Source organism: Helicobacter winghamensis ATCC BAA-430 (assembly GCF_028751035.1).
GTDB lineage: Bacteria > Campylobacterota > Campylobacteria > Campylobacterales > Helicobacteraceae > Helicobacter_D > Helicobacter_D winghamensis.
This window is the reverse complement of the sequence record NZ_CP063533.1, coordinates 559,299-585,031: the sequence shown is the minus strand read 5'-3', so window position 1 is coordinate 585,031 and position 25,733 is coordinate 559,299. Positions and strand designations below refer to the sequence as shown.

24 protein-coding genes and 2 tRNA genes are annotated in these 25,733 nt (G+C 35.6%); 8 read left to right on the top strand and 18 right to left on the bottom strand.

Annotation, left to right across the window (positions count from 1 at the left end):
- The first annotated feature begins 25 nt into the window (after nucleotides 1-25).
- The gene (locus IP358_RS03080) at nucleotides 26-1,231 is read left to right on the top strand and encodes a multidrug effflux MFS transporter (RefSeq protein ID WP_006801742.1); all 1,206 of its coding nucleotides are present in this window, start codon (nucleotides 26-28) and stop codon (nucleotides 1,229-1,231) included.
- Here the strand turns inward: IP358_RS03080 and IP358_RS03075 are convergent.
- Nucleotides 1,200-2,117 (bottom strand): radical SAM protein, encoded by a 918-nt coding sequence (locus IP358_RS03075; protein ID WP_006801743.1) that lies wholly within the window; start codon nucleotides 2,115-2,117, stop codon nucleotides 1,200-1,202. The two genes, IP358_RS03080 and IP358_RS03075, sit on opposite strands and share 32 nt — an antisense overlap.
- A 143-nt stretch (nucleotides 2,118-2,260) precedes the next feature.
- Between IP358_RS03075 and IP358_RS03070 the strand changes: the two genes are divergently transcribed.
- Nucleotides 2,261-2,545: a 4Fe-4S binding protein gene (locus IP358_RS03070; protein ID WP_006801744.1), complete on the top strand. Its 285-nt coding sequence runs from the start codon at nucleotides 2,261-2,263 to the stop codon at nucleotides 2,543-2,545.
- 53 nt (nucleotides 2,546-2,598) lie between these two features.
- Here the strand turns inward: IP358_RS03070 and IP358_RS03065 are convergent, their stop codons facing one another.
- Entirely contained in the window at nucleotides 2,599-3,435 is an 837-nt protein-coding gene (locus IP358_RS03065) for a metal ABC transporter solute-binding protein, Zn/Mn family (RefSeq protein ID WP_006801745.1), read from the bottom strand.
- A gap of 60 nt (nucleotides 3,436-3,495) precedes the next feature.
- Here IP358_RS03065 and IP358_RS03060 point away from each other — a divergent pair.
- Nucleotides 3,496-3,572: transfer RNA gene (locus IP358_RS03060), tRNA-Arg, on the top strand.
- Between the two features lie 99 nt (nucleotides 3,573-3,671).
- On the opposite strand, the gene IP358_RS03055 is transcribed toward IP358_RS03060, so the two are convergent.
- Both IP358_RS03055 and gdhA read right to left on the bottom strand, forming a co-directional pair.
- Entirely contained in the window at nucleotides 3,672-4,514 is an 843-nt protein-coding gene (locus tag IP358_RS03055; RefSeq protein ID WP_006801746.1) for a DNA ligase, read from the bottom strand.
- Entirely contained in the window at nucleotides 4,498-5,850 is a 1,353-nt protein-coding gene (gene gdhA / locus IP358_RS03050) for an NADP-specific glutamate dehydrogenase (protein WP_006801747.1), read from the bottom strand. Before gdhA ends, IP358_RS03055 begins: the two co-directional genes overlap by 17 nt.
- A 302-nt stretch (nucleotides 5,851-6,152) precedes the next feature.
- Between gdhA and IP358_RS03045 the strand changes: the two genes are divergently transcribed.
- Entirely contained in the window at nucleotides 6,153-7,820 is a 1,668-nt protein-coding gene (locus tag IP358_RS03045; RefSeq protein WP_006801748.1) for a hypothetical protein, read from the top strand.
- 62 nt (nucleotides 7,821-7,882) lie between these two features.
- Here the strand turns inward: IP358_RS03045 and IP358_RS03040 are convergent, their stop codons facing one another.
- The 7 genes from IP358_RS03040 to ccsA form a co-directional block, all read right to left on the bottom strand.
- Nucleotides 7,883-8,608 carry a hypothetical protein gene (locus IP358_RS03040; protein WP_050754795.1) on the bottom strand — a complete coding sequence of 242 codons (726 nt, stop codon included), beginning with the start codon at nucleotides 8,606-8,608 and terminating at the stop codon, nucleotides 7,883-7,885.
- An 81-nt stretch (nucleotides 8,609-8,689) separates the two neighbouring features.
- Entirely contained in the window at nucleotides 8,690-9,043 is a 354-nt protein-coding gene (gene rplT, locus IP358_RS03035) for a 50S ribosomal protein L20 (protein ID WP_006801750.1), read from the bottom strand.
- Between the two features lie 93 nt (nucleotides 9,044-9,136).
- The gene (gene rpmI, locus IP358_RS03030) at nucleotides 9,137-9,331 is read right to left on the bottom strand and encodes a 50S ribosomal protein L35 (protein WP_006801751.1); all 195 of its coding nucleotides are present in this window, start codon (nucleotides 9,329-9,331) and stop codon (nucleotides 9,137-9,139) included.
- A gap of 138 nt (nucleotides 9,332-9,469) precedes the next feature.
- Nucleotides 9,470-9,886, bottom strand: a complete 417-nt coding sequence (locus tag IP358_RS03025; RefSeq protein ID WP_006801752.1) for a hypothetical protein — start codon at nucleotides 9,884-9,886, stop codon at nucleotides 9,470-9,472.
- Nucleotides 9,887-9,910: 24 nt separating this feature from the next.
- Nucleotides 9,911-10,426 carry a translation initiation factor IF-3 gene (gene infC / locus IP358_RS03020; protein ID WP_006801753.1) on the bottom strand — a complete coding sequence of 172 codons (516 nt, stop codon included), beginning with the start codon at nucleotides 10,424-10,426 and terminating at the stop codon, nucleotides 9,911-9,913.
- Nucleotides 10,423-12,240 carry a threonine--tRNA ligase gene (thrS, locus tag IP358_RS03015; RefSeq protein WP_006801754.1) on the bottom strand — a complete coding sequence of 606 codons (1,818 nt, stop codon included), beginning with the start codon at nucleotides 12,238-12,240 and terminating at the stop codon, nucleotides 10,423-10,425. The genes infC and thrS overlap by 4 nt, the downstream gene beginning before the upstream one ends.
- Nucleotides 12,241-12,329: 89 nt before the next feature.
- Nucleotides 12,330-15,191, bottom strand: a complete 2,862-nt coding sequence (ccsA, locus tag IP358_RS03010) for a cytochrome c biogenesis protein CcsA (protein WP_006801755.1) — start codon at nucleotides 15,189-15,191, stop codon at nucleotides 12,330-12,332.
- A gap of 123 nt (nucleotides 15,192-15,314) precedes the next feature.
- Between ccsA and IP358_RS03005 the strand changes: the two genes are divergently transcribed.
- Nucleotides 15,315-16,532, top strand: a complete 1,218-nt coding sequence (locus IP358_RS03005) for an HD domain-containing protein (protein ID WP_006801756.1) — start codon at nucleotides 15,315-15,317, stop codon at nucleotides 16,530-16,532.
- A gap of 1 nt (nucleotide 16,533) precedes the next feature.
- Entirely contained in the window at nucleotides 16,534-17,163 is a 630-nt protein-coding gene (locus IP358_RS03000) for a trimeric intracellular cation channel family protein (protein ID WP_006801757.1), read from the top strand.
- Nucleotides 17,164-17,327: 164 nt separating this feature from the next.
- Here the strand turns inward: IP358_RS03000 and IP358_RS02995 are convergent, their stop codons facing one another.
- The 4 genes from IP358_RS02995 to IP358_RS02980 form a co-directional block, all read right to left on the bottom strand.
- Complete coding sequence (locus tag IP358_RS02995; RefSeq protein WP_006801758.1) at nucleotides 17,328-17,879, bottom strand: YqiA/YcfP family alpha/beta fold hydrolase; 552 nt, start codon at nucleotides 17,877-17,879, stop codon at nucleotides 17,328-17,330.
- Nucleotides 17,879-18,373, bottom strand: a complete 495-nt coding sequence (gene tpx, locus IP358_RS02990) for a thiol peroxidase (RefSeq protein ID WP_006801759.1) — start codon at nucleotides 18,371-18,373, stop codon at nucleotides 17,879-17,881. Before tpx ends, IP358_RS02995 begins: the two co-directional genes overlap by 1 nt.
- A gap of 65 nt (nucleotides 18,374-18,438) precedes the next feature.
- The gene (gene tsaD / locus IP358_RS02985; protein WP_006801760.1) at nucleotides 18,439-19,452 is read right to left on the bottom strand and encodes a tRNA (adenosine(37)-N6)-threonylcarbamoyltransferase complex transferase subunit TsaD; all 1,014 of its coding nucleotides are present in this window, start codon (nucleotides 19,450-19,452) and stop codon (nucleotides 18,439-18,441) included.
- Nucleotides 19,453-19,460: 8 nt separating this feature from the next.
- A complete protein-coding gene (locus tag IP358_RS02980) occupies nucleotides 19,461-20,078 on the bottom strand; it encodes a hypothetical protein (protein WP_040498218.1) in 618 nt (205 codons plus the stop codon).
- A 64-nt stretch (nucleotides 20,079-20,142) separates the two neighbouring features.
- On the opposite strand from IP358_RS02980, the gene IP358_RS02975 reads away from it, so the two are divergent.
- Nucleotides 20,143-21,201, top strand: coding sequence for an agmatine deiminase family protein (locus tag IP358_RS02975; RefSeq protein ID WP_006801762.1), 1,059 nt, complete (start codon nucleotides 20,143-20,145; stop codon nucleotides 21,199-21,201).
- Between the two features lie 39 nt (nucleotides 21,202-21,240).
- Nucleotides 21,241-21,325: transfer RNA gene (locus IP358_RS02970), tRNA-Leu, on the top strand.
- 110 nt (nucleotides 21,326-21,435) lie between these two features.
- Here IP358_RS02970 and IP358_RS08695 read toward each other — a convergent pair.
- The 3 genes from IP358_RS08695 to IP358_RS02950 all read right to left on the bottom strand — a co-directional run bounded on the left by IP358_RS08695 (nucleotide 21,436) and on the right by IP358_RS02950 (nucleotide 25,727).
- Nucleotides 21,436-23,241: a sodium:solute symporter family transporter gene (locus IP358_RS08695; protein ID WP_006801763.1), complete on the bottom strand. Its 1,806-nt coding sequence runs from the start codon at nucleotides 23,239-23,241 to the stop codon at nucleotides 21,436-21,438.
- Nucleotides 23,242-23,264: 23 nt separating this feature from the next.
- On the bottom strand, nucleotides 23,265-24,542 hold the full coding sequence (locus IP358_RS02955) for an adenine-specific methyltransferase EcoRI family protein (protein WP_006801764.1): 1,278 nt from the start codon (nucleotides 24,540-24,542) through the stop codon (nucleotides 23,265-23,267).
- A 63-nt stretch (nucleotides 24,543-24,605) separates the two neighbouring features.
- A complete protein-coding gene (locus IP358_RS02950; protein WP_040498220.1) occupies nucleotides 24,606-25,727 on the bottom strand; it encodes a TRAP transporter substrate-binding protein in 1,122 nt (373 codons plus the stop codon).
- Nucleotides 25,728-25,733 lie beyond the last annotated feature (6 nt).

The following is a 25,733-nucleotide window of genomic DNA, read 5'->3' as shown; positions in this document are numbered from 1 at the left end:
ATAATCTTTAAAATTTAGGATTAAAATGCAAAACCACACTAAAATTCGCGGATCTTATAAATTTAAACTCATTTTTATTCTAGCTCTTATGTCAAGCCTTGCGCCACTCTCCACAGATATGTATCTAGCCGCACTAAATCGCGTGCAAGAGAGCTTCCAAACCAACCCATTTTTTACACAACTCTCTCTTGCTAGTTTTTTTATCGCCTTTGCTTTTGGGCAGCTTCTTTATGGACCTTTAAGCGATACTTTTGGACGCAAGAAGCCAGCACTTATAGGAATGTTAATTTTCATCACTTCAAGCTTTGGTTGCGTAGTGATTGACAATATTTATAGCTTTATTATTTTGCGCTTTTTTGAAGCCCTAGGTGGCTGTGCTGGAGTGGTGATTGCAAGGGCTATTGTTAATGATTTGTTTGACTTTGAAGAAGCCGCTGGTGTGTATGCTTTAATGATGGTTTTTAGCTCCTTTGCACCGATGTTATCGCCAACACTTGGAGCATTTTTGATTCAATACTTCCCTTGGCAAAGCATTTTTGCCTTTTTGTTTTTGCTTGGAATCTTTTTGTTTTTAATGGTGCTTTTTGGGTTAAAAGAAAGCGCACCACATTTAAAAAAGCAAAAATTCTCTCACAAAGAAACGCTAAAAAACTATTATTTCGTCTTAAAAGATCGCGCATTTTTAGTCTATGTGCTATGCTCTGCTTTCACAATGGCAACAATCTTTGCTTATATTACAGGTTCAAACTTCGTTTTTGTCAATTTTTTTGGAATCTCTGAACAAAACTTCGCCTTTTTGTTTGGATTAAACGCACTAGGTTTTATGCTTTGTGCAAATCTCAACACAAGATCGCTAAAAAAACTTAGTGCAAAAAGAATTCTAGCTATTGCGCTTTTAGCGATGCTTCTAGCACATTTTATAATGCTTTTAAATGCGTATTTTAGCCCACAATTATGGCTCTTTGAGTTCTCGCTCTTTAGCATTCTTGCCACACTTGGTTTTATTATGCCAAACACCACTATTTTAGCAATGGCAAGGTTTAGAGATTGCTCTGGCACGGCTTCTGCTATTCTTGGCACAACGCAATTTGCCTTTGCTGGGCTTATAGCCTTTATTGTAGGTGCATTTGAAGCAAACACACCCATTTTTCTAAGTCTTATAATGTTTGTCTCTGTGCTTTTAGCAAATCTTATTTATTTTAGCGCAAGGCATAAAAATTCACACCATTAATACTTTTTTGCTTCACTTTGCCTATCTCTATAAGAGATTCCAATATCTTTTTAGATTCCATACTCCAAAGCATATTAATATCGCTCTCACTCATTGGGCGTAAAGCAAGTGTTTTTAAAATCTCATCTTGGCTTAATTGCAAGTTCTCTTGCATACTACCTTGCTTGCGTTTAGGCACAAAAGTTGGAATCTTATAGTGCAAAAACACTTGCCCAATGCGTTCTAATTCTTCTAAACTTAAGGATTCCACCTTGTAAGCTGGCGGGCGATCAATGGTGCTAATATCTAATCTCTTTAGCGGCATAGGGGCTAAAAACCGCGCCATTTCTTGTATTTCCTGCGGATTATCATTGACTCCCTTTACAAACAAAATCTCCGCATACAATTCCCCTTTAAAATCTGCGCTAAATTGATAAATCCCCTTTAAAATCTGCGCTAAATCCACACTTTTATACGCCCTATCAATTTTTTTAAACACCCTCTCACTCACCGCATCTAAAGAAAACTTCACCTTATCAAAAAGCAAACAAGCCCTAGCAACACACAAATCCCACAGCAATGCGCCATTTGTTAAAAGTAGCGTTTGCTTATCCCCTTTAATATCCTCTAAGCGCAACATTAACTCATACAAATGCGGATAAAGTGTAGGTTCTCCATTTGCAGTAATTGTTAGAGATTCCACATTAGGAAACTTCTCCAAGCCCTGCTTTATAGCTTCTAAAATCTCATCTACGCTTAAGACTTCCCGCATACTCTCTTGCGCTTTTTTACCTTCTAATTCACAATACAAACAATCATAATTACACTGCTTTAACTTTGGCGATAAATCCACACCCAAAGACTCTCCAAAACGCCTTGATTGCACAGGTCCAAAAATAATATCCATAAAATCCCTTTTTAGATTCTGTATTTTAAATCCGATAATTCTACACTATTTTACGAAACTTTTGCGATTCTAATTTGACTGAAGCTAAAATTTATATTCTTTTCTATATACTCACAACTTAAACCAAATTCTAAGGAGAAATTATGGCTGTTAAAATTACTGATATTTGCATTGCCTGTGGTGCTTGCATTGATGAATGCCCAGTAGAAGCAATTGTTGATGAAGATGATAGCCCAAATGATGATGGATGCTACTTTGTTTATAATAACAAATGCGTAGAATGTGTAGGACATAACGATGAGCCAGCTTGTGCAACTGCTTGTCCAACTGAAGGCTGTATTGTTTGGGATGCTGTTGCAGAATCACCATCTCACAGAGAAGATATTGGTGATGATAAAAGAAGCGCACACACGCCAGTTGTTGAATAATTTTTAAGCCCTTGTGGGCTTTTGGATTCCAACTTCATGGGATCCTTTTCTTTCTATTTTTCAAACTCCACAAGTGTTTTAGCAAAGTTTAATAAATTTTCTTTCCAAGGCGTTTGCAAAGGTGAAAAATACCCCAACTTCGCTCCACTCTCTTTTGCGATAAATTCCGCTGCTTTTGTAGAAAATTCAGGTTGTGCAAAAATTGTTTTAAGATTTTCCCTCTTGATTGTTTCAATCACTACAATCATTTCTTGCATTTTTGGGCTTTTGCCCTCCACTTCAATAGAAATTTCATCTAAATGATAATCCCTTGCAAAATATCCAAGCATCGGATGAAACACAACAAATTTTTGATGTTTTGGCAGATCCTTTAAAACCACCTTTAACTCTCTATCTAACGCATCAATCTCTAACATTAGCGCATTATAATTTTGAGAAAAGTCCTTTTTGGATTCCAACTTTTTTAAGCTTTCATAAATGTTTGTGGCAATGATTTTTGCATTATTAGGGGATAGCCAAATGTGTGTATCTCCATTATGATGATGATTATTGTGATAATGTTTATCTGAAAAGTTAATCCTTGAAATATTAGCCCCTGTATTAAAAACTTGTATTGTTTGATTTTGCCCTTTAAAGCGTGGAAGCCAAGATTCCTCAAACTCAATTCCAATCGCAAAATAAGCCACCGCTTCATTAACCTTTCTAATCTCTGAAATCTTTGGTTCAAAATCATGAGGATTTACACCTGGGGTTACAAGTGATACCACATCATAGAAATCCCCAGCAATTTTTTCTACAAATTCCTTTTGCATAGGAATACTTACCGCTATCACTTCACGCGCCAAAGCAAAATTTAACAGCAAACACACAAACATTAGAATCTTTTGCATTTTTTATCCTTTTAATGCATATTAAAACTTTTTTGGGATATTATTTTACACTATTTTTAAGCGTTCATAGCTCAATTGGATAGAGCATCAGACTTCGGATCTGAGGGTTGGGGGTTCGACTCCCTCTGAGCGTACCAAACTTTTTTAATCTTATTTTACAGATAAAATACGCAAAAATTAGCAATAAGGCCGACCACTAAGCCAAATATTTTTAGACATTGTCGCTTTAGAAAATACTAATCTTCTTCCCTTATGCGCAAAAACACAGGAAAGCGTGGAAACCCATTTTTGGTAAAACCTTGATATTTATAAGTGATTGTTGTGCCAATTTGTGGTGGATTTTCACGCTCTTTTTCACTAAATCCAGAACCTATTTTAAAGCGTTTTTGGATTCCATTAATCATTACTTCACAAATCACAGCCCCCAATTTACCGATATTTTTGCCCTTTCCCTGTGTATGTCCTTTAACAATACATTCTGCATCTAAAAATGGCTTTAGCTTGTAGCCTACATTTGAAAATACATTATTTCGAATAATCACACCTTCACCGCCTTTTTCTAAAATATTTCGATAAAACTCGTCTAAATGTAATTGACTTTTAATAGGAATTTGTGGAATTATTTTTATAAATTTATTAGGATTTTTATCTAAATATTTTTGCAATATTTTCAAACGCTCTTGCAAGGTGCAATGTTCACATACTCCACGCACATCAAAAACTTGTAAGGTAATTTTCTCCCATCGCTCTTTATCTGCGCTTTTAATTACGCTTAAAGTCTTTTCAAATGCGTTTCTCTCAAGCCATAATTCTCCATCTAAAATAAAAGGTGGAAAATTCTCTAACCAAAATTTAGGTGGCTGCATAGGATTACCATTACGCGTTTTTAGGGATTCTCCATTCCAAATTCCACGCACACCATCAAGTTTTTCGCTCATTACAAAGGCTTGAAGTTCTGCATTGCTTAAATGGGTTTCATAGAGTTGAAATCGCAGAATCTCTCCGAGGGAAAAACTCCAAAAGAGATTCCAAATGAAAAGAAGTTTAAAAAAGATTTTCAGACTATAAACCTTGCTCAATCATCGCATTTGCAACTTTTCTAAATGCTGCAATATTTGCACCAAGCACCAAGTTTGTAGGCTCTCCAAACTCTTTTGCCGTTTCATTTGCGCTTGCGTAAATGTTTTTCATAATTCTATGCAATTTTCCATCCACTTCTTCAAATGTCCAAGAAGTCATAGAAGCATTTTGACTCATCTCAAGCCCACTTGTTGCAACACCACCAGCATTTGCAGCTTTGCCTGGACCATAGCAGATTTTAGCATCCAAAAATTTATGCACAGCTTCAATAGTTGAAGGCATATTTGCCCCTTCACTTACACACTTACAACCATTTTTCAAGAGATTTTCCGCATCTTTTGCATTTAATTCATTCTGTGTTGCGCTTGGAAATGCCGCAAATGCTGGGATTGCCCATAGTGGATTATGATCGCTTGGATAATCTTTTACACTTGTCCATTTTGCACTACTTCTTTCTTTAGCATAAGACTCCAAACTCTCGCGTCTGACTTCTTTAATCTCTTTTAAAAGAGCTAAATCAATCCCTGCTTCATCATAAATCATTCCTCTTGAATCACTAATTGTTACGGGCTTGGCGCCAAGCTGCTGTAGCTTCTCTACCGTATAAATTGCAACATTTCCACTACCAGATACCAAACATACTTTACCTTCTAGCGGACCAAAATTACTATGTTCCAACATCTCTTGCGCAAAATACACACTTCCATAACCTGTAGCTTCTGTTCTTACTAAACTTCCGCCCCACAACAAAGACTTGCCTGTCAAAACTCCATCATAACGATTTGTTAGCTTTTTATATTGCCCAAAAAGATAGCCAATCTCACGCCCACCAACACCAATATCACCGGCAGGAACATCTGTGTGTGCTCCAATATGACGATATAACTCATTCATAAAGGCTTGACAAAAACGCATAATTTCTCTATCGCTTTTTCCTTTTGGATCAAAATCACTTCCACCTTTACCACCGCCCATTGAAAGCCCCGTTAAAGCATTTTTAAAGATTTGCTCAAATCCCAAAAACTTAATAATTCCTTCTGTTACGCTAGGATGGAATCGCAAACCACCTTTATAAGGACCTAAAAGTGAGCTAAACTCAATACGATAACCGCGATTAACTTGGATTTCTCCATTATCATCTTCCCAAGTTACACGGAAGTTAATTTGACGCTCTGGAATTACAATTCTTTCTAAAATTTTATTTTTTTGAAACTTAGAATCTTTTTGTAATGCTGGCTCAATAGATTCCAACACTTCTTTAACGGCTTGATGAAACTCTATTTGCTCAGGACAAAGTTTTTGAACTTTTTGGATAACTTCTTGCGCGTAAGACATTTTTATTCCTTTGATATAAATTGCATCAAATGATTTTCACCAAATTATTTTTTGCGCGGAGATTATAATAAAATTAATTTTAAATTAAACTTATAATTTAATATTTTTTGTTAATTTTAGAATTATATCTAAAACTTGTTACTTTATAATGCTGTAGCATGCATAATGCATACTTTTTAGATTTTAAATATGCTTTTAAATTTTAACAAATACTTAACGCGTAAAAAATTTGCACTTTTAGTTTAGTTTTTAAAAAATTTGCCGATATAGTGAGTGCTAAACAAAAAATAAAAGGAGAAATGATGCAAGCAGGCATTAATTTCTCTTCTTTTAAGGCTTTTGACTTTTCACACACTTCAGCCACCACGCATTTAAGTGTAAATCAAAAAAGTCCTAAAGAAGAGATCACAAATAAAGAAGCAAATAGCGTTCCACAATCCAGTATCAACAAAGATGCTAACGGACAAACTTCAGAAGTTCTATCTAGCAACTCTCTAAGTAATGGACAACTTAACGACTTTCAAAAAGTTATTGTAGATAAGGCGCTAGAAAAGCTCTCACAAATTAAAGATGAAATGTTAAAAATGTGGGAAGAAGTTTTTGGTATTAGACCAAATAATTCATCTAGCAACTCACAAAATGTTAATTTAAGCTTAGATTCCTTACTTAATACAAGCTTAGGACAAAAAATTTTAGGCAATGGAATTAGTATTTCACAAGGCTTTTCACAATCTTTGCAAGTCTCCATTCAAGGCACAATTGTTGCAAGTGATGGCACAAAAAAACAACTTGATATTAGTATTGGCATCTCGCAAAGCTTTATGCAAAATCTTCAAATTAGTGGGATTGGGAACAATACACAAGGTAACGCGCAAACGCCCAATCAAAATGTGATTGACCCGCTTGTGATTGATTATGAAGGCAATGGAACAGAGTTAAGCGATACTAAAATGCAATTTGATTTAGATAGCGATGGAACACCCGATCAAATTGCAACACTCAAAAAAGGATCTGGATTCTTAGCACTTGACAAAAATAATGATGGTAAAATCAATGATGGCAGTGAGCTTTTTGGAACAAAAAGTGGAGATGGTTTTAAAGATTTAAGCGTTTATGACTCCAACAAAGATGGTAAAATTGATAAAGAAGACCCTATTTATGATAAATTAAGGATTTGGGCTCCAGATGGCAACGGTGAAGGTAAACTTGTAGGGCTTGGGGAAAAGGGCATAGGAGTAATCTATCTTAACCCAAAAGAAAGTGAAGAGTTAATGCGTGGAGAAAACGGTGATCTCTTAGGAATCAAACGCAAAAGCGCAGACTTTCTCTTTGAAAATGGCAAGGACGGAAAAATACATCACATTGACTTAGTTTCTGAAAAAATCAAAAATGAGGCTTTGCAAAATCAAGCACAAAATGATGTCTTGCAAGGTGGGCTTGCACAAATTCTTGCTGGAAAAGTCTATGGAAACAGCCTTTCGAATATACAGATAATCTCCACACAAGGAAGCCTTAGCGCGGGCAATCCAAACATTGGAATTCAAAATACTTTAGGAAATCTTGGAAATGGAATCTTAAGTGAAATCCTAGAAAAGAGCCACATTAGTTTTACTCAAATTTCTAGGCTTGAAGTCAATATCTCTGTAAGTATGAGCTCATTACAAAATGGTCAAAATGGCGTAAGTTTTGAATTATCACAAATGTGGGCAAAACTTGAAAGCAGTTTTGGAAAACTCCAAATTAGCGGAAACCAAACAGAAAACAATCAGTCTAAAGTAAATAATACAGATAAAAATGGTTCTAACTTAATAACAGGAAATCTTGTAGAATCCTTACTAGAACATTTTGAAACAAGCTATAAAGAAATTAATCGCTTGCTCTTTGATCCAAGTAAATTCAAAGAAAGCACTGAAACTTTTAAAGATAATATTCTAAGCTCACTGCCACTTACAAAACTCTTGGGAGCATAAGCATTACTCTATGGAATCCAAATTTAATTTTGGATTCCAAATTTTAAATAAAATTCTAAAGATCACTTACAACTAAAGATCGCATTACCCCATAAGGTTTTTTGCTCCTTTTTTGCACTTGGCAATACAATGTCTTCTAATGCATTCTTGGAACTTTGCATTAAGCGAGATTCCGCTTTAAAAGTTATCTGATCAATATCTCCAATATCACCTAATGTAATCTCTTTAATAGAGCATTTCTTTTTGGTGAGTTTTCCATATTCTTTTGCTTTTTCTAAAGCAAGCTTTAAAAGCTCTACATTTAGCAAAGCATCGCTTTCTTGAAATTCCGCTTTATTTACACCTAAATCAACTCTAGGGACAGTAAACATCAAGAAAGGATTTTTAGAAACTTCACTCTCAATTTTTTCCAAAATAGTGTTATACTCTTGCTTTTGAGATTCCACAAACTCACAATACAAAATAAAATTTGTCTCAAATCCTTCTTGTATTTTTTTCCCATCCTTATAATAGTAAGAAGGACTTATTGCAAAACCTCCTCCCTTGCAAATACTATCACTCCCTAAAAAATCATTAATTCCATTAAAAGTCTTAATGATTGCATTTTTATTTTCAAGACTCAATGATTTTAACTTTTGAAGCTCTTTAGAACCAGAAACTACAAGATTACTAGAATATTGTTTAGGTTCAATATCTATAACAACATTTAAGCGTTGCTTAATTAAAGTTTCAGCACTAGCTGAAACAGACACAACCACACATAGAAATAAGAGATAAAAAAAACGCATCATAAACCCTTTAAAATTAAGATCAATATCACAATTTCAAAAGGCTTAGAGAGATTCTCTCAAAGAATCTCAAAGCCAAAATTATAACGCTTTTTTAGCGTTTTCAACGATTTTTGCAAACGCAACTGGTTCGTGCATCGCAATATCTGCCAAAATTTTTCTATCCAGTGTAATGCCCGCTTTTTTAAGTCCAAACATAAATCTAGAATAACTAATTGCATTGATTCTACAAGCTGCATTAATTCTTACAATCCAAAGTTTTCTAAAATCTCTTTTCTTTTGTTTTCTATCACGAAACGCATAACATAGACTTCTTTCTAATTGCTCTTTTGCTTTTCTAAAGTGCTTATGTCTTGCACTATAAAAGCCACGCGCTAATTTTAAAACTTTTTTGTGGCGTCTTCTTCTCACTACACCTGTTTTTACTCTTGCCATTTTTTATCCTTTACCATATTGTGGTGTGGTATTTCTACCAAACTTGCCCTAAGTTTAGGGGAATGACATACTTAAATGTATGAAACTTCTAGCCTATGCCATACAGAGCATTTTTTTAACAGACTCAATATTAGCATCATGCACATATTTTGGCGCATTAAGATTTGCAATTTTTCTAGGGCGTTTTTTTGTCAAAATATGACTTTTAAACGCAGAACCACGCTTTACAAGATTCTTTTTTAGCTTAAATCTTTTTGCTGCACCACGATTTGTTTTCATCTTTGGCATCGTTATTCTCCTTTCATAAGATAAATGTACCTAAATGTATCTAATTAATCAGCCATTATATACTTGCAAGACTTCAAAAAAGTTTTAATGTATTTTTCTACTACACTAAAGCAATTTGAAGTAATTTGATTGAAGCGACTAAAATTTGAAGCGACTAAAATTCACTCTTACATCATCAACCTTTTTGCTTTTTTTGCACTTATCATCACAATTTAAGGTGATTATATAAATATCTTTAGGATCTTTTTTATTAACTGCAAAAACCAAAAGTCCATTATTTTTTCCTATCTCTTCTCTATACTCTTTCTTCTCTGCTTCTTTTTCTTTTATAATATTATATTCAAATCTACTATCATCATGATAGAAATTATATTCAGAAGTTTTTAGTGATAAATAAAAATCATGAAGGTATTCGCTTTTTGATAATTTTTCCATATACAAATCATATATCTCTTGATCTATTGTTGGATTCTTATTTTCTAACTTCACCAATCCATCACCGCCACAACCAACCAATAATCCTGCTAGTATTACAGCAACACTTAATTTTTTCATTTTGTCTCCTCAAAAATTAGTAAATTATTTCTTAGGCGTTACAAGCATATTTACATAACGCCCTTCAACTTTAAAGTCTCTTTCAATATTTGCCACATCTTCTAACATTGCAGCAACTTTATTAAGAACTTCAAAGCCACCTTGTGGCTCACTAACCTCTCGCCCGCGCAAAAACACGCGGAATCGCACATGCTTATTTTCTTCTAAAAACTCTTTGGCATGCTTAACCTTGTAATTTATATCATTACTTGCAATTTTGACAGAAAGCTTAATCTCTTTAATCTCAATTTGCTTTTGCTTCTTTTTTGCTTCTTTTTGCTTCTTTTCTTGTTGATAACGGAATTTTCCATAATCCATAATCTTACACACGGGAGGCTTTGCATCAGGCGCAATCAACACCAAGTCAAGCCCCCTACTATCTGCAATACTCAAGGCTTCATCAGAGCTAATCACTCCATATTGCTCACCATCATCACCTATACAACGCACTTGCGGAAAATCAATATCCTCATTTAGGATTACATTATCATTTTTACTCAAAAGCTAACCTCACGCATTTTCTCCTTAGTTAATGTTATAAAAGATTCAAAACTCATATTTGATTGCTCTTTTAAGCGACGATCACGCACAGCAACCAATCTCTCCTCCTTCTCTTTTGCCCCTAAAACCGCAATCATTGGCACTCTTTGTTTTTCAGCATTGCGGATACGCTTATTTAGCGTTTCATTTTTATTTTCAATTTCAGCATAAACGCCAACTTTCAATAACGCATTGTGTAATTCCTTTGCATAGTTATATTGCGCTTCACTAATAGGAATAATAATCACCTGTGTTGGAGCAACAAAGAATGGAAACTCTCCACCAAAATGCTCTGTTAAAATTGCCACAAAGCGCTCAAAGCTCCCTAAAATTGCGCGATGTATCATTACAGGCTGTTGCGTGCTATTATTCTCATCTGTGTAAGTTAATGCAAAGCGTTCTGGCAAATTCATATCAATTTGCACTGTTCCACACTGCCATTTTCTGCCAATAGCATCAGTGATTTTAATATCAATCTTAGGACCATAAAAAGCCCCACCGCCTTCATCAATCTTATAAGCAATACCACATCGCTCCAAAGCGCCTTTTAAAGCTTGTGTAGCCTCTTCCCAAACTTCTTCGCTACCAATAGACTTTTCAGGCTTTGTAGAAATCTCCATTTCATAGCTAAAACCAAAAGCGTTCATAATCTTTTGCGTAAAATCAATTATACTCTCTACTTCGCTTGCGATTTGACTAGGACGGCAAAAAATATGCGCATCATCTTGTGTAAATTCTCTAACACGCAATAATCCGTGCAACACCCCACTTTTTTCGTGGCGATGCACCACCCCATATTCATAAAATCTTAAAGGCAATTCACGATAACTATGCAAAGAATTCTGATACACTTTAATGTGTCCCACGCAATTCATCGGCTTAATTCCATATTCTACTTCATCAATGGTTGTAAAATACATATTTTCGCCATAGTTTGCATAATGTCCGCTTGTTTTCCACACTGCACTTTTTAAAATCTCAGGACCGCGCACAGGCTCATATCCGCGTTCAATCAAAGCCTGCGTTAAAAGATTTTCAAGGTTGCGCCTAAGCCTAGCCCCCTTAGGCAACCAAATAGGCAATCCAGCACCCACTTCTTCATCAAAGGTAAAAAGTTCCATTTCCACGCCAACTTTTCTATGATCACGCTTCTTTGCTTCTTCTAATTGATGCAAATATTGAGTTAAGCTTTCCTTATCTGCAAAAGCGATTCCATAAATTCTAGTTAGCATTTCCGCTTTTTCATCGCCGCCCAAATACGCGCCCGCAACTTTTGTAAGCTTAAAAGCATTTAATAGCTTCAATGTTGGCAAATGCGGACCACGACAAAGATCTTCAAACTCCCCTTGCGCATAAATGCTTAATCTCCCATCGCCTAATGGAATCCTACTGATAACTGCTTGTTTTAAATCGTCATTTTGAAATTTTTGTATTGCTTCTTCACGCGTTAGGTAATATTTGGTGATTTTTTCGCCTTTTTTGGCGATTTCCTTCATCTTTGCTTCAATCTTACTTAAATCTTCTTCACTAATTTTATGATTTACGCGAAAGTCATAATAAAATCCTTCTTCCACCACAGGCCCTACAAAAAACTGTGCTTCAGGATAAAGCGCCTTAAGAGCCTCTGCCATTAAATGCGCACAGGTATGGCGCATAATAGATAAAGCATCTTCGGAATTATCAAAATAAATAGGCTCACCACTTATGCCTAGCTCTTCAGCACTTTGTGTATCATAAATCGCGCTATTTGCTTTAATACCAATAATTTGCGACATAAAACTTGCCCTTAAATTTAAAAAATAAGTCCTGATTATACCAAAAAATTAAAAAATTCACTCTTAATTTACAAAGAATTACCTTGAATTTAAGGTAATTTTGGTGATGGCAAATCTGCTTTGCGTGCTGCTAAAACAATTAAAAGAATCGTAATCGCGATAAAATAATACAAAAACACAGGGATAGGTAAAGGATCTCCAGCGGCATAAGAATGCAAACCAGAAAGATAAAAATTTACCCCAAAATAAGTCATTAAAATAGAATAAAACGCCACTACACTAAGGGCTGCAAACACATAAGGATTATTACCTTTAGGAATAAATCTAGCGTGTAAGACAATCACATATACCACAATAGAGATTAACGCCCAAGTTTCCTTTGGGTCCCAGCCCCAATATCTTCCCCAAGATTCATTTGCCCACACACCTCCTAAGAAGTTACCAACAGTTAGCATTGCAAGCCCTAGAATCATCGCCATTTCGTTAATGGTATGCAAAGTTAAAATAGTGCGATCTAGCTCAAGGTATTTTGGCTTTCTTAGAATAAAAAGTGCTAGCGTTAAAGCCCCAAGCATAAAGCAAAGCCCTAAAAATCCATAGCTTGCTGTGATAATTGAAACATGGATATTTAGCCAATAAGATTTAAGCACAGGCACTAGATTTCCAATTTGTGGATCCATAAAACCTAAATGTGCCACAAAGAGTGAAATCCCCGCCAAAAAACTTGCCATGCTTTGTGCTAAATAACTCCTTCTAAAAAAAACCACACCAGAGATTCCAGCTGCCCAAGCAATATAAATCATTGACTCATACGCATTACTCCAAGGCGCGTGCCCGCCTACATACCAACGTAATCCAAGTGCAATTGTGTGCGTCAAAACCAAAAGCGCAATAATCCAATGCACAATGCGACTTGCTAAAACCTCAGCACTTTTATGGCGAAAAATCTGCACCAAAACAATCCCAAAAAGCAAAATCCCAAAGCAAATATAAAGCGGTGTTAAATTATCAAACAAATTGTAATGATTTAAAAAAATCTCTAAATCAACTTGCAATTTAGGCGGAATCAAATCCGCTCCAAACTTATTTTGGATTCCGCCTAATGCTTCTACCACAAAATCAGCATTCTCCCAATCATTTTCAACAAGCCCATAATGAAAGCTATTAAAATACGCACCAAAGAGCTTTTGAAGTTGCTCGGCATTTTCCTTGTCAAAACTTGCGATAGCTTCACTTGGTGTAAACCATTTGTCGCTTGCTTTATTAAAATCCGGAAGAATCTTAAGACTTTGCGCCGTGTAAATCAAATAAGCCACATTCACGCGTTCATCAAGACTCATCACATCTTTGTCAAACTTATCACGCATTGCTGGCTTTTTGCGATTTGCCTCTTCCAAATAATTAATTAGCTTGTAAGTATCATTAATAAACAAATCTTCAAAGGCTACATAATCTGTCTTTTTATCCACACCGATAATCTCTTTTAGCTTTGGCGTAGAAACAGCAAGCATTTTAACCTTTCTAAACTCATTAGGATAAACCATCATTCCCAAAAACAACTGCATATTATTAAGCCCTAAAAAGCCATTCTGCTTTGTCATTTTAAGAACATATTCCATCGCCAAAGTATCCATAGGCTTCATTCTACCGCCAAAATCTTGCACAATCAAACGCCCAAATTTTTCACTATGTGCGCCACTTTTTTCTTTAAGATTTTTAATTAAATCCAAAATACTCTCTGTGGTAATAGGCAACTCTTCAAATATTTCATTATCATGTAAATCACTAGAATGTGCCTTATCGTTTTTAGACTCCATATTTTTTGGGACTTCTAGCTCATTTTGTGCCTGTTGTGCCATTTGTGGAGTTGCGTGCAATGGGATTGCACTTAAGATTCCAAAACAAAAAACAAAAGCAAGCACAAGATTTTGCGCCTTTAAATACTGCCCTAAACGATAAAATCTCCCATTTCTAGCAAACATTGCCCACAGCAAACCAAGTGTAAGCATTGTATAGCCAATGTAGGTTGGAATCTTTCCGGGATCTTTATTAACCGATAAAATCGTTCCTTGCTCATCTAAATCATAAGAAGATTGAAAAAAGCGGAATCCTCCATAATCAAGAACATTATTCATATAAATTCTATGGGATTCTTCTATGCCATTTAATGGATCAAGTATCACAACTTCTGAAGCATACGAAGATGGACTCATAGAACCCGCATAGCGCTCTAGCTCAAAATCCTTTAAAGCAATTGCAAAGGGCAAAACAACAGAGCGACTCCCCCAATCTAATGCAAATCTCTTACCCCCAAGCACAAAAGGCATAATTTGATCCATACCTTTAGCAATCTCTAGCTCTTTACTTTCACCATTAAAGCTAACTTTTACCTTGAGTTTATCTGTATCCATCTTGTCTTTTGCTGGAATAAAGCCCACATATTGCACTTCTAAATTTTGATTTTCAAAAGGAAAGATGTGCAAAAACGGCTTTTGCACCAAAGGTGTGATTGTTGTTGGAAAAAATGCACGATAAAGCTTGTTCTCTTGTTTTACTAAAATCGTTACAAACTCTTCTTGAGATTCTATGATATTACTCTGCTCCCCTTCTCTTATGTGCATCGTTCCTTCAAAGCCATAATACCGCGTGATTGCCGCCCCTATAAAAATCACAACCAAAGAGAAATGAAACAAAAAAGAAGCATACTTTTTGCGTTGCAATGCTCTTGAAAGAAATAAAACACCAATAAGATTTAGCACAAGCAATAAGTGCAATAAATCAAACCATTGTGTATTATAGATTAAAGCTCTAGCGCTTGGTGTGCCATAATCATTTTCTACAAAGGTAGCAACTCCACAGGCGCTTCCATAAGCAATAAGCAAAACAATCGTTACCCAAAAATTACAAAATCCCTCAATCACACTTTTTATAAATTTTTGTGCTATATCCATTCATTCCTCTAAAAATTAAAATTAACCCAGCATTCTACCCAAACCGCACTTTATTTTAATTAACAAAAGGCAAATAAAGACTAGCATAATTTGGTATAATCACACAAAAACTCCAGGAAAACTATGGAATCTAAAATCAAAAAACCCACATTAAACTTCCCGCTTTTACAAAAAATTTTTGTTGCTGCAAATATTAGACGCTGGAATGATCAAGCCACACCAGTAGAGTTTATAGAACTTGATAAACAAGCGCACAAAATTGTCATTGCTTATCTTTTGGCGCATTATGAAATGCTAGAAAACCACAGAGAAATTGACTTTGAACGCTTGATTTTACAATTTTGCTATGAATTTTTAGAGCGCATAATTTTAACCGATATTAAGCCCCCAGTTTTTCACAAACTTGTAGAAAAACACAATAAAGCCTTAGTAGATTTTGTTTGTGAACAACTAGAAGAAGATTTGCAAGGATTTGGTTTTTTAGAATCAATGCGAAGCTATCTTTATGGTGAAGTGAATAATATAGAAAAACAGATTTTAAAGGCATCTCATTATTATGCTTCCAAATGGGAATTTGACATTATTTATCACTTTAATCCCTATCTTTATGATGTGCAAAGTATCAAGAATATTATCGATAAGCAAGTGCAAGAACATTATCATTTAGCTGGAATCAAACACATTGTGCTGTACAAAGACGCACGCGAACTTATCAATATGTTCGGGCAACTTCGTTTTCAAAAGCGTTGGAGTCAAACACCGCGTGTGCCTTGCACTTCTGTGCTTGGACATACTTTAATTGTTGCGCTTTGTGCTTATTTATTAGGTTATGATTTGAAATTTTCAAAAACAATGCAGATTCAACATTTTTTTTGTGGGATATTCCACGATTTGCCTGAAATTCTAACACGCGATATTATCTCACCAATTAAGAAAAACATTGAAGGACTTGATGCTTTTATCAAGGAGATTGAAGAAGAGGCAGTCAAGGAAAAAATCTTAAATATCGTGCCAGAAAGTATTGCTAAAGAGATTGTGTATTACACACAAAATGAGTTTAAAAACCGCTACAAAAGAAATAACAACATTGTGTATAGCAGACATTTAGGCGAAGAGTTTTTACAAGAAATTGCCACACTAAACCCAAAAGCCCCTGTATTTGGAGAATTTTTAAAGTATTGCGACCACTTAAGCGCGTTTTTAGAAGCAAAAATCTCCATTTATCACGGAATCAAAAGCAGAGATTTAGTAGAAGGAGCTAAAAATTTGGAGTATTCCTATAATGCAAAAACTCTAAATGGAATCGATTTAGGTTATCTTTTTAGGGAATTTAGGGAATAAAATGCTACTCACAAGCTTGTATATTATTGGAATCACAGCAGAAGGAATGACAGGTGCACTTGCAGCAGGCAGGCATAATATGGACTGGTTTGGCGTGGTATTTATCGCGTGTGTAACGGCAATTGGAGGAGGTTCTATCCGTGATGTTCTCTTTGGGCATTATCCACTCACTTGGGTGGCACACCCAGAATATCTAGTTATTATCTGTATTGCAGCTCTTCTAACAACAAGAATTCCATATTTTGTGGCACGCTTTGAGCGCACTTTTTTAGTACTTGATGCACTTGGGCTTGCTGTTTTTAGTGTAATTGGAGCACGCATTGGGCTAGACTTGCATCCTAGTGGCTCAATGGCAGTTGCCGGCGCAATTATTACAGGAGTATTTGGAGGGATTTTAAGGGATATATTTTGCGCTAGGATTCCACTTGTGTTCCAAAAAGAGCTTTATGCAAGTATTTCTTTATTAATAGGAAGCTTATATGTAGCTTGCAATTATGCAAGCAAACACTATTTTCCCTTGGATGAAAACACAATCATTATTGCGTGCTTAACCATAGGTTTTATCATTCGTCTAGTAGCAATCCGCTATCACTTAGGATTGCCCACTTTTAAGTTTAATCCCAAAAACTAAACTTACTTCACAGCTCCACTTCTATGCGCTGGATGCTGATATTCTTGCTTTTCACAGCCGCCCAAACTAAATACTGCTACAAAAATCCCTACTGCCAATAAAAACTTTTTCATTTCTATTCCTTTTCTTAAATCTTAGATTATACACATTCTTTTAAAATTTTTCTAGTTTGCCCACGAAAGAATTGTCTCTTTTTGACTTAAAAAATTTTCAAATCGATGCGAACCACCTTCTTGTATAATACATTTACAATCCAAAAAACGCTCCTTTGCAATTCTATAATCAAGCACCTTATCACCTTTTTGCAAAAGCACACAATAAAGCTCACTTTGAAGAGACTTGACATAATATTGCTTTAAACTCTCCACCAAAGACAAATCCCAAAAAAATGACTCACTGCTATAAGACACAAAGACTCTTCCAATAGCTGGTAATAAAGTTTCATAAGCATTAACCACAGGATTGACAAGAACGGCTTTAATTGCATATTTGTCCGCCAAATAGGTTGCATAATACCCACCAAGCGAGCTACCAACAAGACAAAGATTCTGCGTGCCATATTTTTGAATAATAGATTCTACATACGCAATTGCTAAACTTGGAACATAAGAGAGATTTGGAGTTAAAGAATTTGGGGCAAAGGAAGCAAGCTCCCTGCCCTTATAGCAAAGACCAACACTGCGGAACCCATGAAGATAAAGCAGTGTTTTTGACATTACTTTACCGCATTTAATGCTGTATCATAATTTGGTTCAGTTGTAATTTCATCAACAATTTCTTTATGCACGATTTCACCATTTGGATTAACAACAAATACAGCGCGCGTTAAAAGTCCAGCAAGCGGAGAATCTTCCAAAAGAACACCATAAGCATTTCCAAAATCTTTATTTTTAAAATCACTTAGAGCTGTAACATTTGCAATTCCTTCTGTTGAGCAAAATCTTCCTTGCGCAAAAGGTAAATCAAGCGATACAACAAAAACTTCCGTATTAGGAAGTGATGCCGCTTTTTCATTAAATTTGCGTGTTTGTGTCGCACAAACCCCAGTATCAAGAGACGGAACAACATTGATAATTTGGAACTTCCCACTTGCTCCACCTACTTTTTTTTCACTTAAATCACCTGCCACTAAACTAACCTCTGGTGCTTTATCGCCTACATTTACTGACTTTCCAGTTAGAGTTACTACATTCCCTTTAAAAGTTGCCATATTATTTTCCTTTAATAACTAAATTTTTAGGCTTCAATTATTAAATATCAAAACTAAAATTAACATTAAAAGGTATCAATTCTAGGACGTGTCTGCAAAGAATCAATTACACTAAATTCTTCGCGTTTATAAGATTCCACAGCCACGCGCCCAATCATTGCGGCATTATCCGAACAAAATTCCAAAGGTGCCAATAATAATTTTACATCATAAAAGTTACACATCTCTAAAATATTCTCTCTTAATGCCAAATTTGCACTTGCTCCCCCAACCACGCCAAAATACTTCCAACCCTTAGTATTTCTTGCATTTTCTTCAAAAAAAATCTTACATTTTTGCATTAAATGTGCAATAGCACATTTTTGAAAACTTGCACATAAATCTGCTTGAAAACTTTTATTCAAAGAATTTTCCACCTTTTCAATCTCTAAACGCACAGCATTTTTAAGCCCAGAAAAACTAAAGGCAAGCTGCCTTTTAGAACGCAAAGGAATAGGCAATTCAAATCTAGCAGTCCCTTTTTTTGCAAAAGATTCCACAATTGGACCGCCCGGATAACCTAAAGATAACATTTTTGCCACCTTGTCAAAACTCTCCCCAAAACTATCATCTAAACTCTGCGCTTTAATATTAATTTTCTCAAAACTCTCCGCTTCTAAAAGCATTGTATGTCCGCCAGAAACAAGTAAAACACCCAAAGGAAATACCGCCTCTTTTTGCAAAAACAAAGAATATAAATGCCCTTTTAAGTGATTCACAGCAATTAAAGGCAAATTCAGAGCATAGCTTAGTGTTTTTGCCACCATTACGCCTTCTAAGAGTGTTACATTTAAGCCCGGTTCATTTGTTACAGCAACAGCTTTAAGGCTTTTAAAATAAGGTTTTGTTTTTTCTAAAATAAGAGGTAAAGATTCCGCGTGCAAACGACTTGCAAGCTCAGGGACAACGCCACCAAAAGCACTATGTTCTGTTTCTTGTGAAATTTTTTGATGAAAGATTAACTCATAAGTATCAATCGCAGTTAGAGCGATAGAACTATCATCACAACTACTTTCAATACTTAAGATAAGATCTTGCAAAGCCACCCTTATGCGTTTGTATCTAAGACATTTACGCCCAAACTTGCTAACTTTTTATCTACTTTTTCTAAAGCTTTTTCTAAAGTTTTCTGGCTAATTTCAGGAAGCTCGCCACCCCAAGATTTTTCCGCTTGTTTATAGCCCTGCAAGATTCCTTCGCGCCCAGCTTTTAGCTTCTCTACATCATCGCCTGCACCCGCTAACACAAAATCTGCAATTCTTTCAGAAGTTTTTGGAATCCCAAAGAAACCATCATCACTTATTAGAGCTTTTGCCTCATCTTGCGTTAATTCATTCAAAGGCTTTCCATTATATCCGATAGAATTTAAATCTAGCCCATTAATGATACTATTTAAACGATCAGGATTACTTAGTGCATTTCCGATTCCACCTATCACACTACTTTGTCCACCAAAGTTTGTAGAAACAGAAATATTAATGCTCATTTGAAATTCCACAACATAACTTGTCATCAAAGACTTTGCATCAATTTTTCCAGCTGCTTCTTTAATATTCTGCTCACGCTCTTGCTTATTTGTTGTGTCCTTTTTTAAAGGATTTGAAGACATCGCACTTTGCAAATCTTGCATATTACTCATTGTGCTTTTTAAAGAATCCATTGCCATATTACTATCCTTTGTAAAAATTTATGTAATAATATCGTCAATTTTTTAAAAAAGAGTAGAAATAATGAAAAAATTTTACGCAGAATGGGAAAAACAAGATGGAATCCTTTTATCCTTCCCTCACACAAACTCTGATTGGAAGCCTTATTTAGACGAAGTGCGCCAAGTGTATTGTGCAATTATTGTAGAGATTTTACAAGTGGAAGCTTGCCTTTTAGTTTGCAATTCCAAGCAAGAAACACTAGAAATTATCCAAAATTATTGTAATACCAAGTCTATCAACACAGAAATTTTAAGACAGCTCTATTGCCTTGAGATTCCAAGTAATGATACTTGGGCGCGTGATTTTGGCGGAATTACCATTTGCAAAAATGGCAAAAATATAGTGTTAGATTATGGATTTAATGGTTGGGGGCTAAAATTTGCTTCTAATTTTGATAATCAAATCACACATAAACTCCATAAATTTGGAATCCTAAAACGCGTTAAAACCAAACAATTAATCTTAGAGGGTGGAAGTATTGAAAGTAATGGCAAAGGAATCTTGCTAACCAACACACAATGCCTGCTAGAGAGCAATCGCAACCCATTTTACTCTAAAGCACAACTTGAAAAAACCCTAAAAAAAGACTTAGGAATCCAAAAAATCTTATGGTTAAATTTTGGCTATTTAAGTGGTGATGATACAGATAGCCACATTGATACCCTAGCGCGCTTTATCTCTCCAAACACCATTGCTTACATTGCCTGCGATGACAAAAACGATGAACACTATATTGCCTTAAGCCAAATGGAATGCGAGCTAAAAGCACTCAAAAATCTAAACAACAAGCCCTTTAAACTTGTAAAACTACCTTTTGTTACACCAAAATACTATGACAATGAACGCTTGCCTGCTACTTATGCAAACTTTTTGTTTATCAATGGCGCAATTTTATTACCTATTTATAATGATAAAAACGACACTCTAGCTATTGAAACTCTACAAAAAGCTTGCCCAAAACATAAAATTATCCCTATTGATTGCTCCGTGTTAATCCGCCAGCACGGGAGCTTGCATTGCATTAGTATGCAGTTTCCAAAACACACGCTAGATTTTAAACGGCTTCAATCTCTCAAGTAACTTTAAGTTTATTGAAGTATAATTTTGCCCTATCTTTTTGCGGAAATGGCGAAACTGGCAGACGCACCAGACTTAGGATCTGGCGCCGCAAGGCATGGAGGTTCAAGTCCTCTTTTCCGCACCAACTCTTCTAGTTTTATCCAAAAAATTTAACTTTTTGCTCTCAAACTCATTTAAATACAAAACTCTTCTAAAAATCATAAAATCCAAAAAGCAAATTTTTTGCGATTCCAACTATAATGCCTTTAACATTGTCTCATAAGCTTCTTTTGTGCCTTGTCGCACTTGCGTTAAAAGGCTTACAATAATAATCGCTAAAGAGGCAAATAAAAATCCCGGAATAATTTCATAAACATTTAAAAATCCAAAGAAGTTTTTCCATACAACTACAACAAGAGCACCCATTACCATTCCTGCAATCGCTCCTGCACGCGTCATTCTGCCCCAAAAAAGCGAAAAAAGCATAACTGAACCAAAACTTGCCCCAAACCCAGCCCAAGCATATGCGACAATACTTAAAATGCTAGAATTTTTATCACTTGAAATCAAAAATGCAATCACAGCCACAATTAAAACACCAATTTTTCCAAGAGTTAGCACAACAGAATTTGACGCATCTTGTCTAAAAATCTTTTTATAAAAATCCTCTGCAAGTGTGGAACTAGAAACCAATAATTGCGAACTTGCTGTACTCATAATCGCTGCTAAAATTGCACTCAGTAAAATTCCAGCAATCCACGGATTAAAAAGCAATTGCGACATTACTATAAAGATTTTTTCAGGATCTTTTAACTCTAATGCAAATTTATTAACATAAGCAATCCCAAGTAACCCTATCAAACACGCTCCAGCAAGACATAGCACCATCCAACTAATGCCAATAATTGTAGCAGATTTTATCTCACTTGTAGAGCGAATTGACATAAATCGCACAAGAATATGAGGTTGTCCAAAATAACCAAGCCCCCACGCAAGTGATGAAATAATTCCTAAAAGCGAAATTCCACCAAACCAACTCAAACGCTCTTTAGCTACAAACTCCACACCTTCTAAAGCCTGTAAAATTGCTTTTAACTCTTGTGTTTTACTGCTACTTTTAGCAAACTCAAATGCACTTTGCAAAGATTTAGCAATACTTTTGGGATACAACACACCACTTTTATCAAAAGGCAACACGGAATCCATTTTAGATTCCATATTTTTAGTTTTCACAAGAGTGCGATCCTGTGTGGAATCTAGGGCGATAATTAATGCCTCAATGTGTTCTTGTAAATTTTGATTTTGGATTCCATTTTGATTCTCTAATGTTTTTAAGAAAGTTGGAATCTCTTTTTGGAGCTGTAAAAGATTTTTACTAGAAATATCAGAGAGTTTAATATATCTTTTAGCCTCATCAAATCCACCAAGTTGAGAGAGCATAACTGCTGGCACAACAACTAATGCACCTAACATTAAAAGACCCTGTATCATATCTGTCCAACACACTGCTTTATAGCCACCTAAAAATGTATAAATTACAATAATTAGCGTCCCAACGCTTAGGGCATAAGAATATTCAATACCAAAAGTGCTTTCAAAAAGTTTTGCCCCACTAACAAGCCCAGAAGACACATAAAAAGTAAAGAAAATCAAAATCACAATCGCACACACAACTCTTAAGATATGTTTATCATCATTAAATCGCGTTTCAAAATAATCCGGGATTGTAATGCACTCCGTAATTGCTCCTGTATAAACCCTTAAGCGTTTAGCAACAAAAAGCCAATTTAGCGTAGCACCAATAGTTAATCCAATAGCAATATAAGTATCAATAAATCCACTCACATACAAAGCACCCGGAAGCCCCATAAGTAGCCAACCACTCATATCAGAAGCACCAGCACTAAGCGCAGAAACCACTGGACCCATAGCGCGTCCGCCAAGAAAATAATCCTCTACATTTTTGTTCTGGCGGTAAAAATAAAATCCAATAAATAACATTAGCGCGGAATACGCAATGAACATAATGGTAATTTCCGTGTTAATTTGCACAACTTCCATTGTTATCCTTATAGTAATTTTATTTAAGATTCCACCTTTTGAATCAACACCCTTGCAAACTTTTCTTTTCCATTGATAAGTGGCATATATTTCTTATTTTGCACAATTTCATATCCACACTCTAGCACGCCATTTAAAATCTGCCTTGTTGATACCGCAAAAGAAGAGTCATAATCGCTTGGGATATAATTATTATCCACGCATAAAAAGCCCCTATCATCAAATCTTTTATAATCATCTGGTATCTCATCAAGTGGCATAAATTTTAAGCGTTTAATATTGGGGCGATTTTTAATAGGAAAATTAGTAAAAAAATGCCCTGCTGCTTCAACAGGCACACGCTTGGGATTGAGATACCAATCTACTCTTGTATATCCTGCCCACGCCTTTTTATCCATAAAATAAGAGATAAAAGCGGTGGTTACACAATTTGTAATGTTTGAAATGATGATAAATTTCTTTTTGCTTTTTATAAGAAGTTGCCAATACTCTATCGCACGAGAAAAGGGTGGATTAGTGCAGACAATATCTGCTTCTTCGTTTAGAATCCTTACAGATTCTGCCTCTTCAAAGCCACCTGTGTAATTTGGCGGTGTGTGTATCATCTCTCTAGCACCATCTTTGGTAAAAATATAGCCCTTTGTCCCTGCGTTAAACAAATCCTGTTTGCTTCCATAATGTGTGCAAATAAGCTTTTTAAGTTCTAATCTAAAAAAATGCTTTAAAAAATATAAGGCAAAGGCTGAAGAATCTGTATAGTCGCGTTTATCCCCTATGGCATCATCGCAGTTACAAAAGACAACTTTATCTTTCCAAATCTTTGCAGGATACATTGAGAGTTCTTTTTCTATATCTTCCATACGCGTATAAAACTCATCATCCTTTACTCTCATCGCCTTATCTAGCAAAGTCTTTCTTGTAACGCCCCTTTCTTTCATGCTCGGTTTAGGCGTTTTTGGCTTAGCGATTTTTGGCTTTTTAGATTCTTTTAGCACAACTTTTTTGAGAAAATGCTCACTCGCACAGATAAAATCCACATACATATCAAAAAGACTTGGATTATAAAAGTAGATTTCTCTATTGCTCTGCTCTCTTAGATGGGCAAAGTTATTTTTAATATCCTGTTCTAAGGCTCTCATATTACTAACTTCTGCCGCAAAGAGAATACTATAAGTATTATCGCTTGATATGCCTGTGATGGCGTTATACTCTTTTAAACGGCGTTGTAAATCATTTGTAATGCCGATTTTACATTTGCTTGGCTCTAAATTACCTTGAACGATATAAAGATATTGCTTCAAACTATTCCTTTTGAAATTATTCTAAATTTTTAGCCAAAATCCCCAAAATGTTGGAATCTAAAATTATCTAATATTTAAATACGCTCCTAAACTATCATTTGTCCAAGCTTTTTGCTCATTTTGGAATCCTTGATAGCTTGCTAATACTCTTGCAAAATCTGGATTTTTTGCACTTTCTTCTTCTAAAACTTCTGCTAAAGTCTTTTTGAAAGTGTCCAAAATTTCAGTAGAAAATGTCCTTACTTGTGCGCCTTGAGTTTTTAAATCTTCCATAGCTTTTGCATTATAGAATTGCCCCATTGCCGTCATTTGCAAATGCGCCTCCCTGCTTGCCACTTCCAAAATACTTTGGACTTCCTTAGGATAACTCTCCCATTTTTGCTTATTAAAGACAAATTCTGTAATAGATCCAGCCTCTTGCCAAGGTGTGTAATAATAAGGTGCAACTTTATGAATATCAAGCTTCAAATCAAATGCTGGAGATACCCACTCTGCCGCATCTAACACACCCCTTTCCAAATTAGGCACAATCTCCCCACCCGGAGTGCTTTTTGTTGCTGCTCCAAGTTTTGAAAGCACTTGTCCAGCAATTCCTACTATACGAATTCTTAAGCCTTCAAAATCTTTTATACTTAACATCTCTTTTTTATACCAACCAGCCATTTGAATGCTTGTTGCTCCGCCTAAAAGCGGATAAAGATTATATTTTGCAGCAATTTCTCTCCAAAGACTCATTCCCTCTCCGTATAAAAACCACGCATTTTGTTCAACATCTACCATACCAAAAGGGATTCCAGAAAAAATATTAAATGCTGTATTTTTGCCCTCCCAATAATAAGGTGCTGAATGATAGGCGTCAATTTGTCCGCTACTGACTGCATCAAATACGCCAAGCGCTGGCACAAGCTTGCCTGCTGGGAAAATCTCAATTTCAATTCCGCCGCCACTTAACTCACTGACAATTTTCGCATAATGCTTCACAGTATCTGCTAAAATAGGCATAGTGATTGGCCAAGTCATTGCAAGACGAATTTTCATACTCGCCTTTTTAGAATGTTCCACATTTTGCACTGCGCCTTGTGTCGCACTCCCTTTATCTTCACCACCACAACCTACCAATGCTGCAGCCCCTAAAACAGAAACTGCACCTAAACCTGTATTTTTCAAAAACTCTCGTCTTTGCATTTTAAC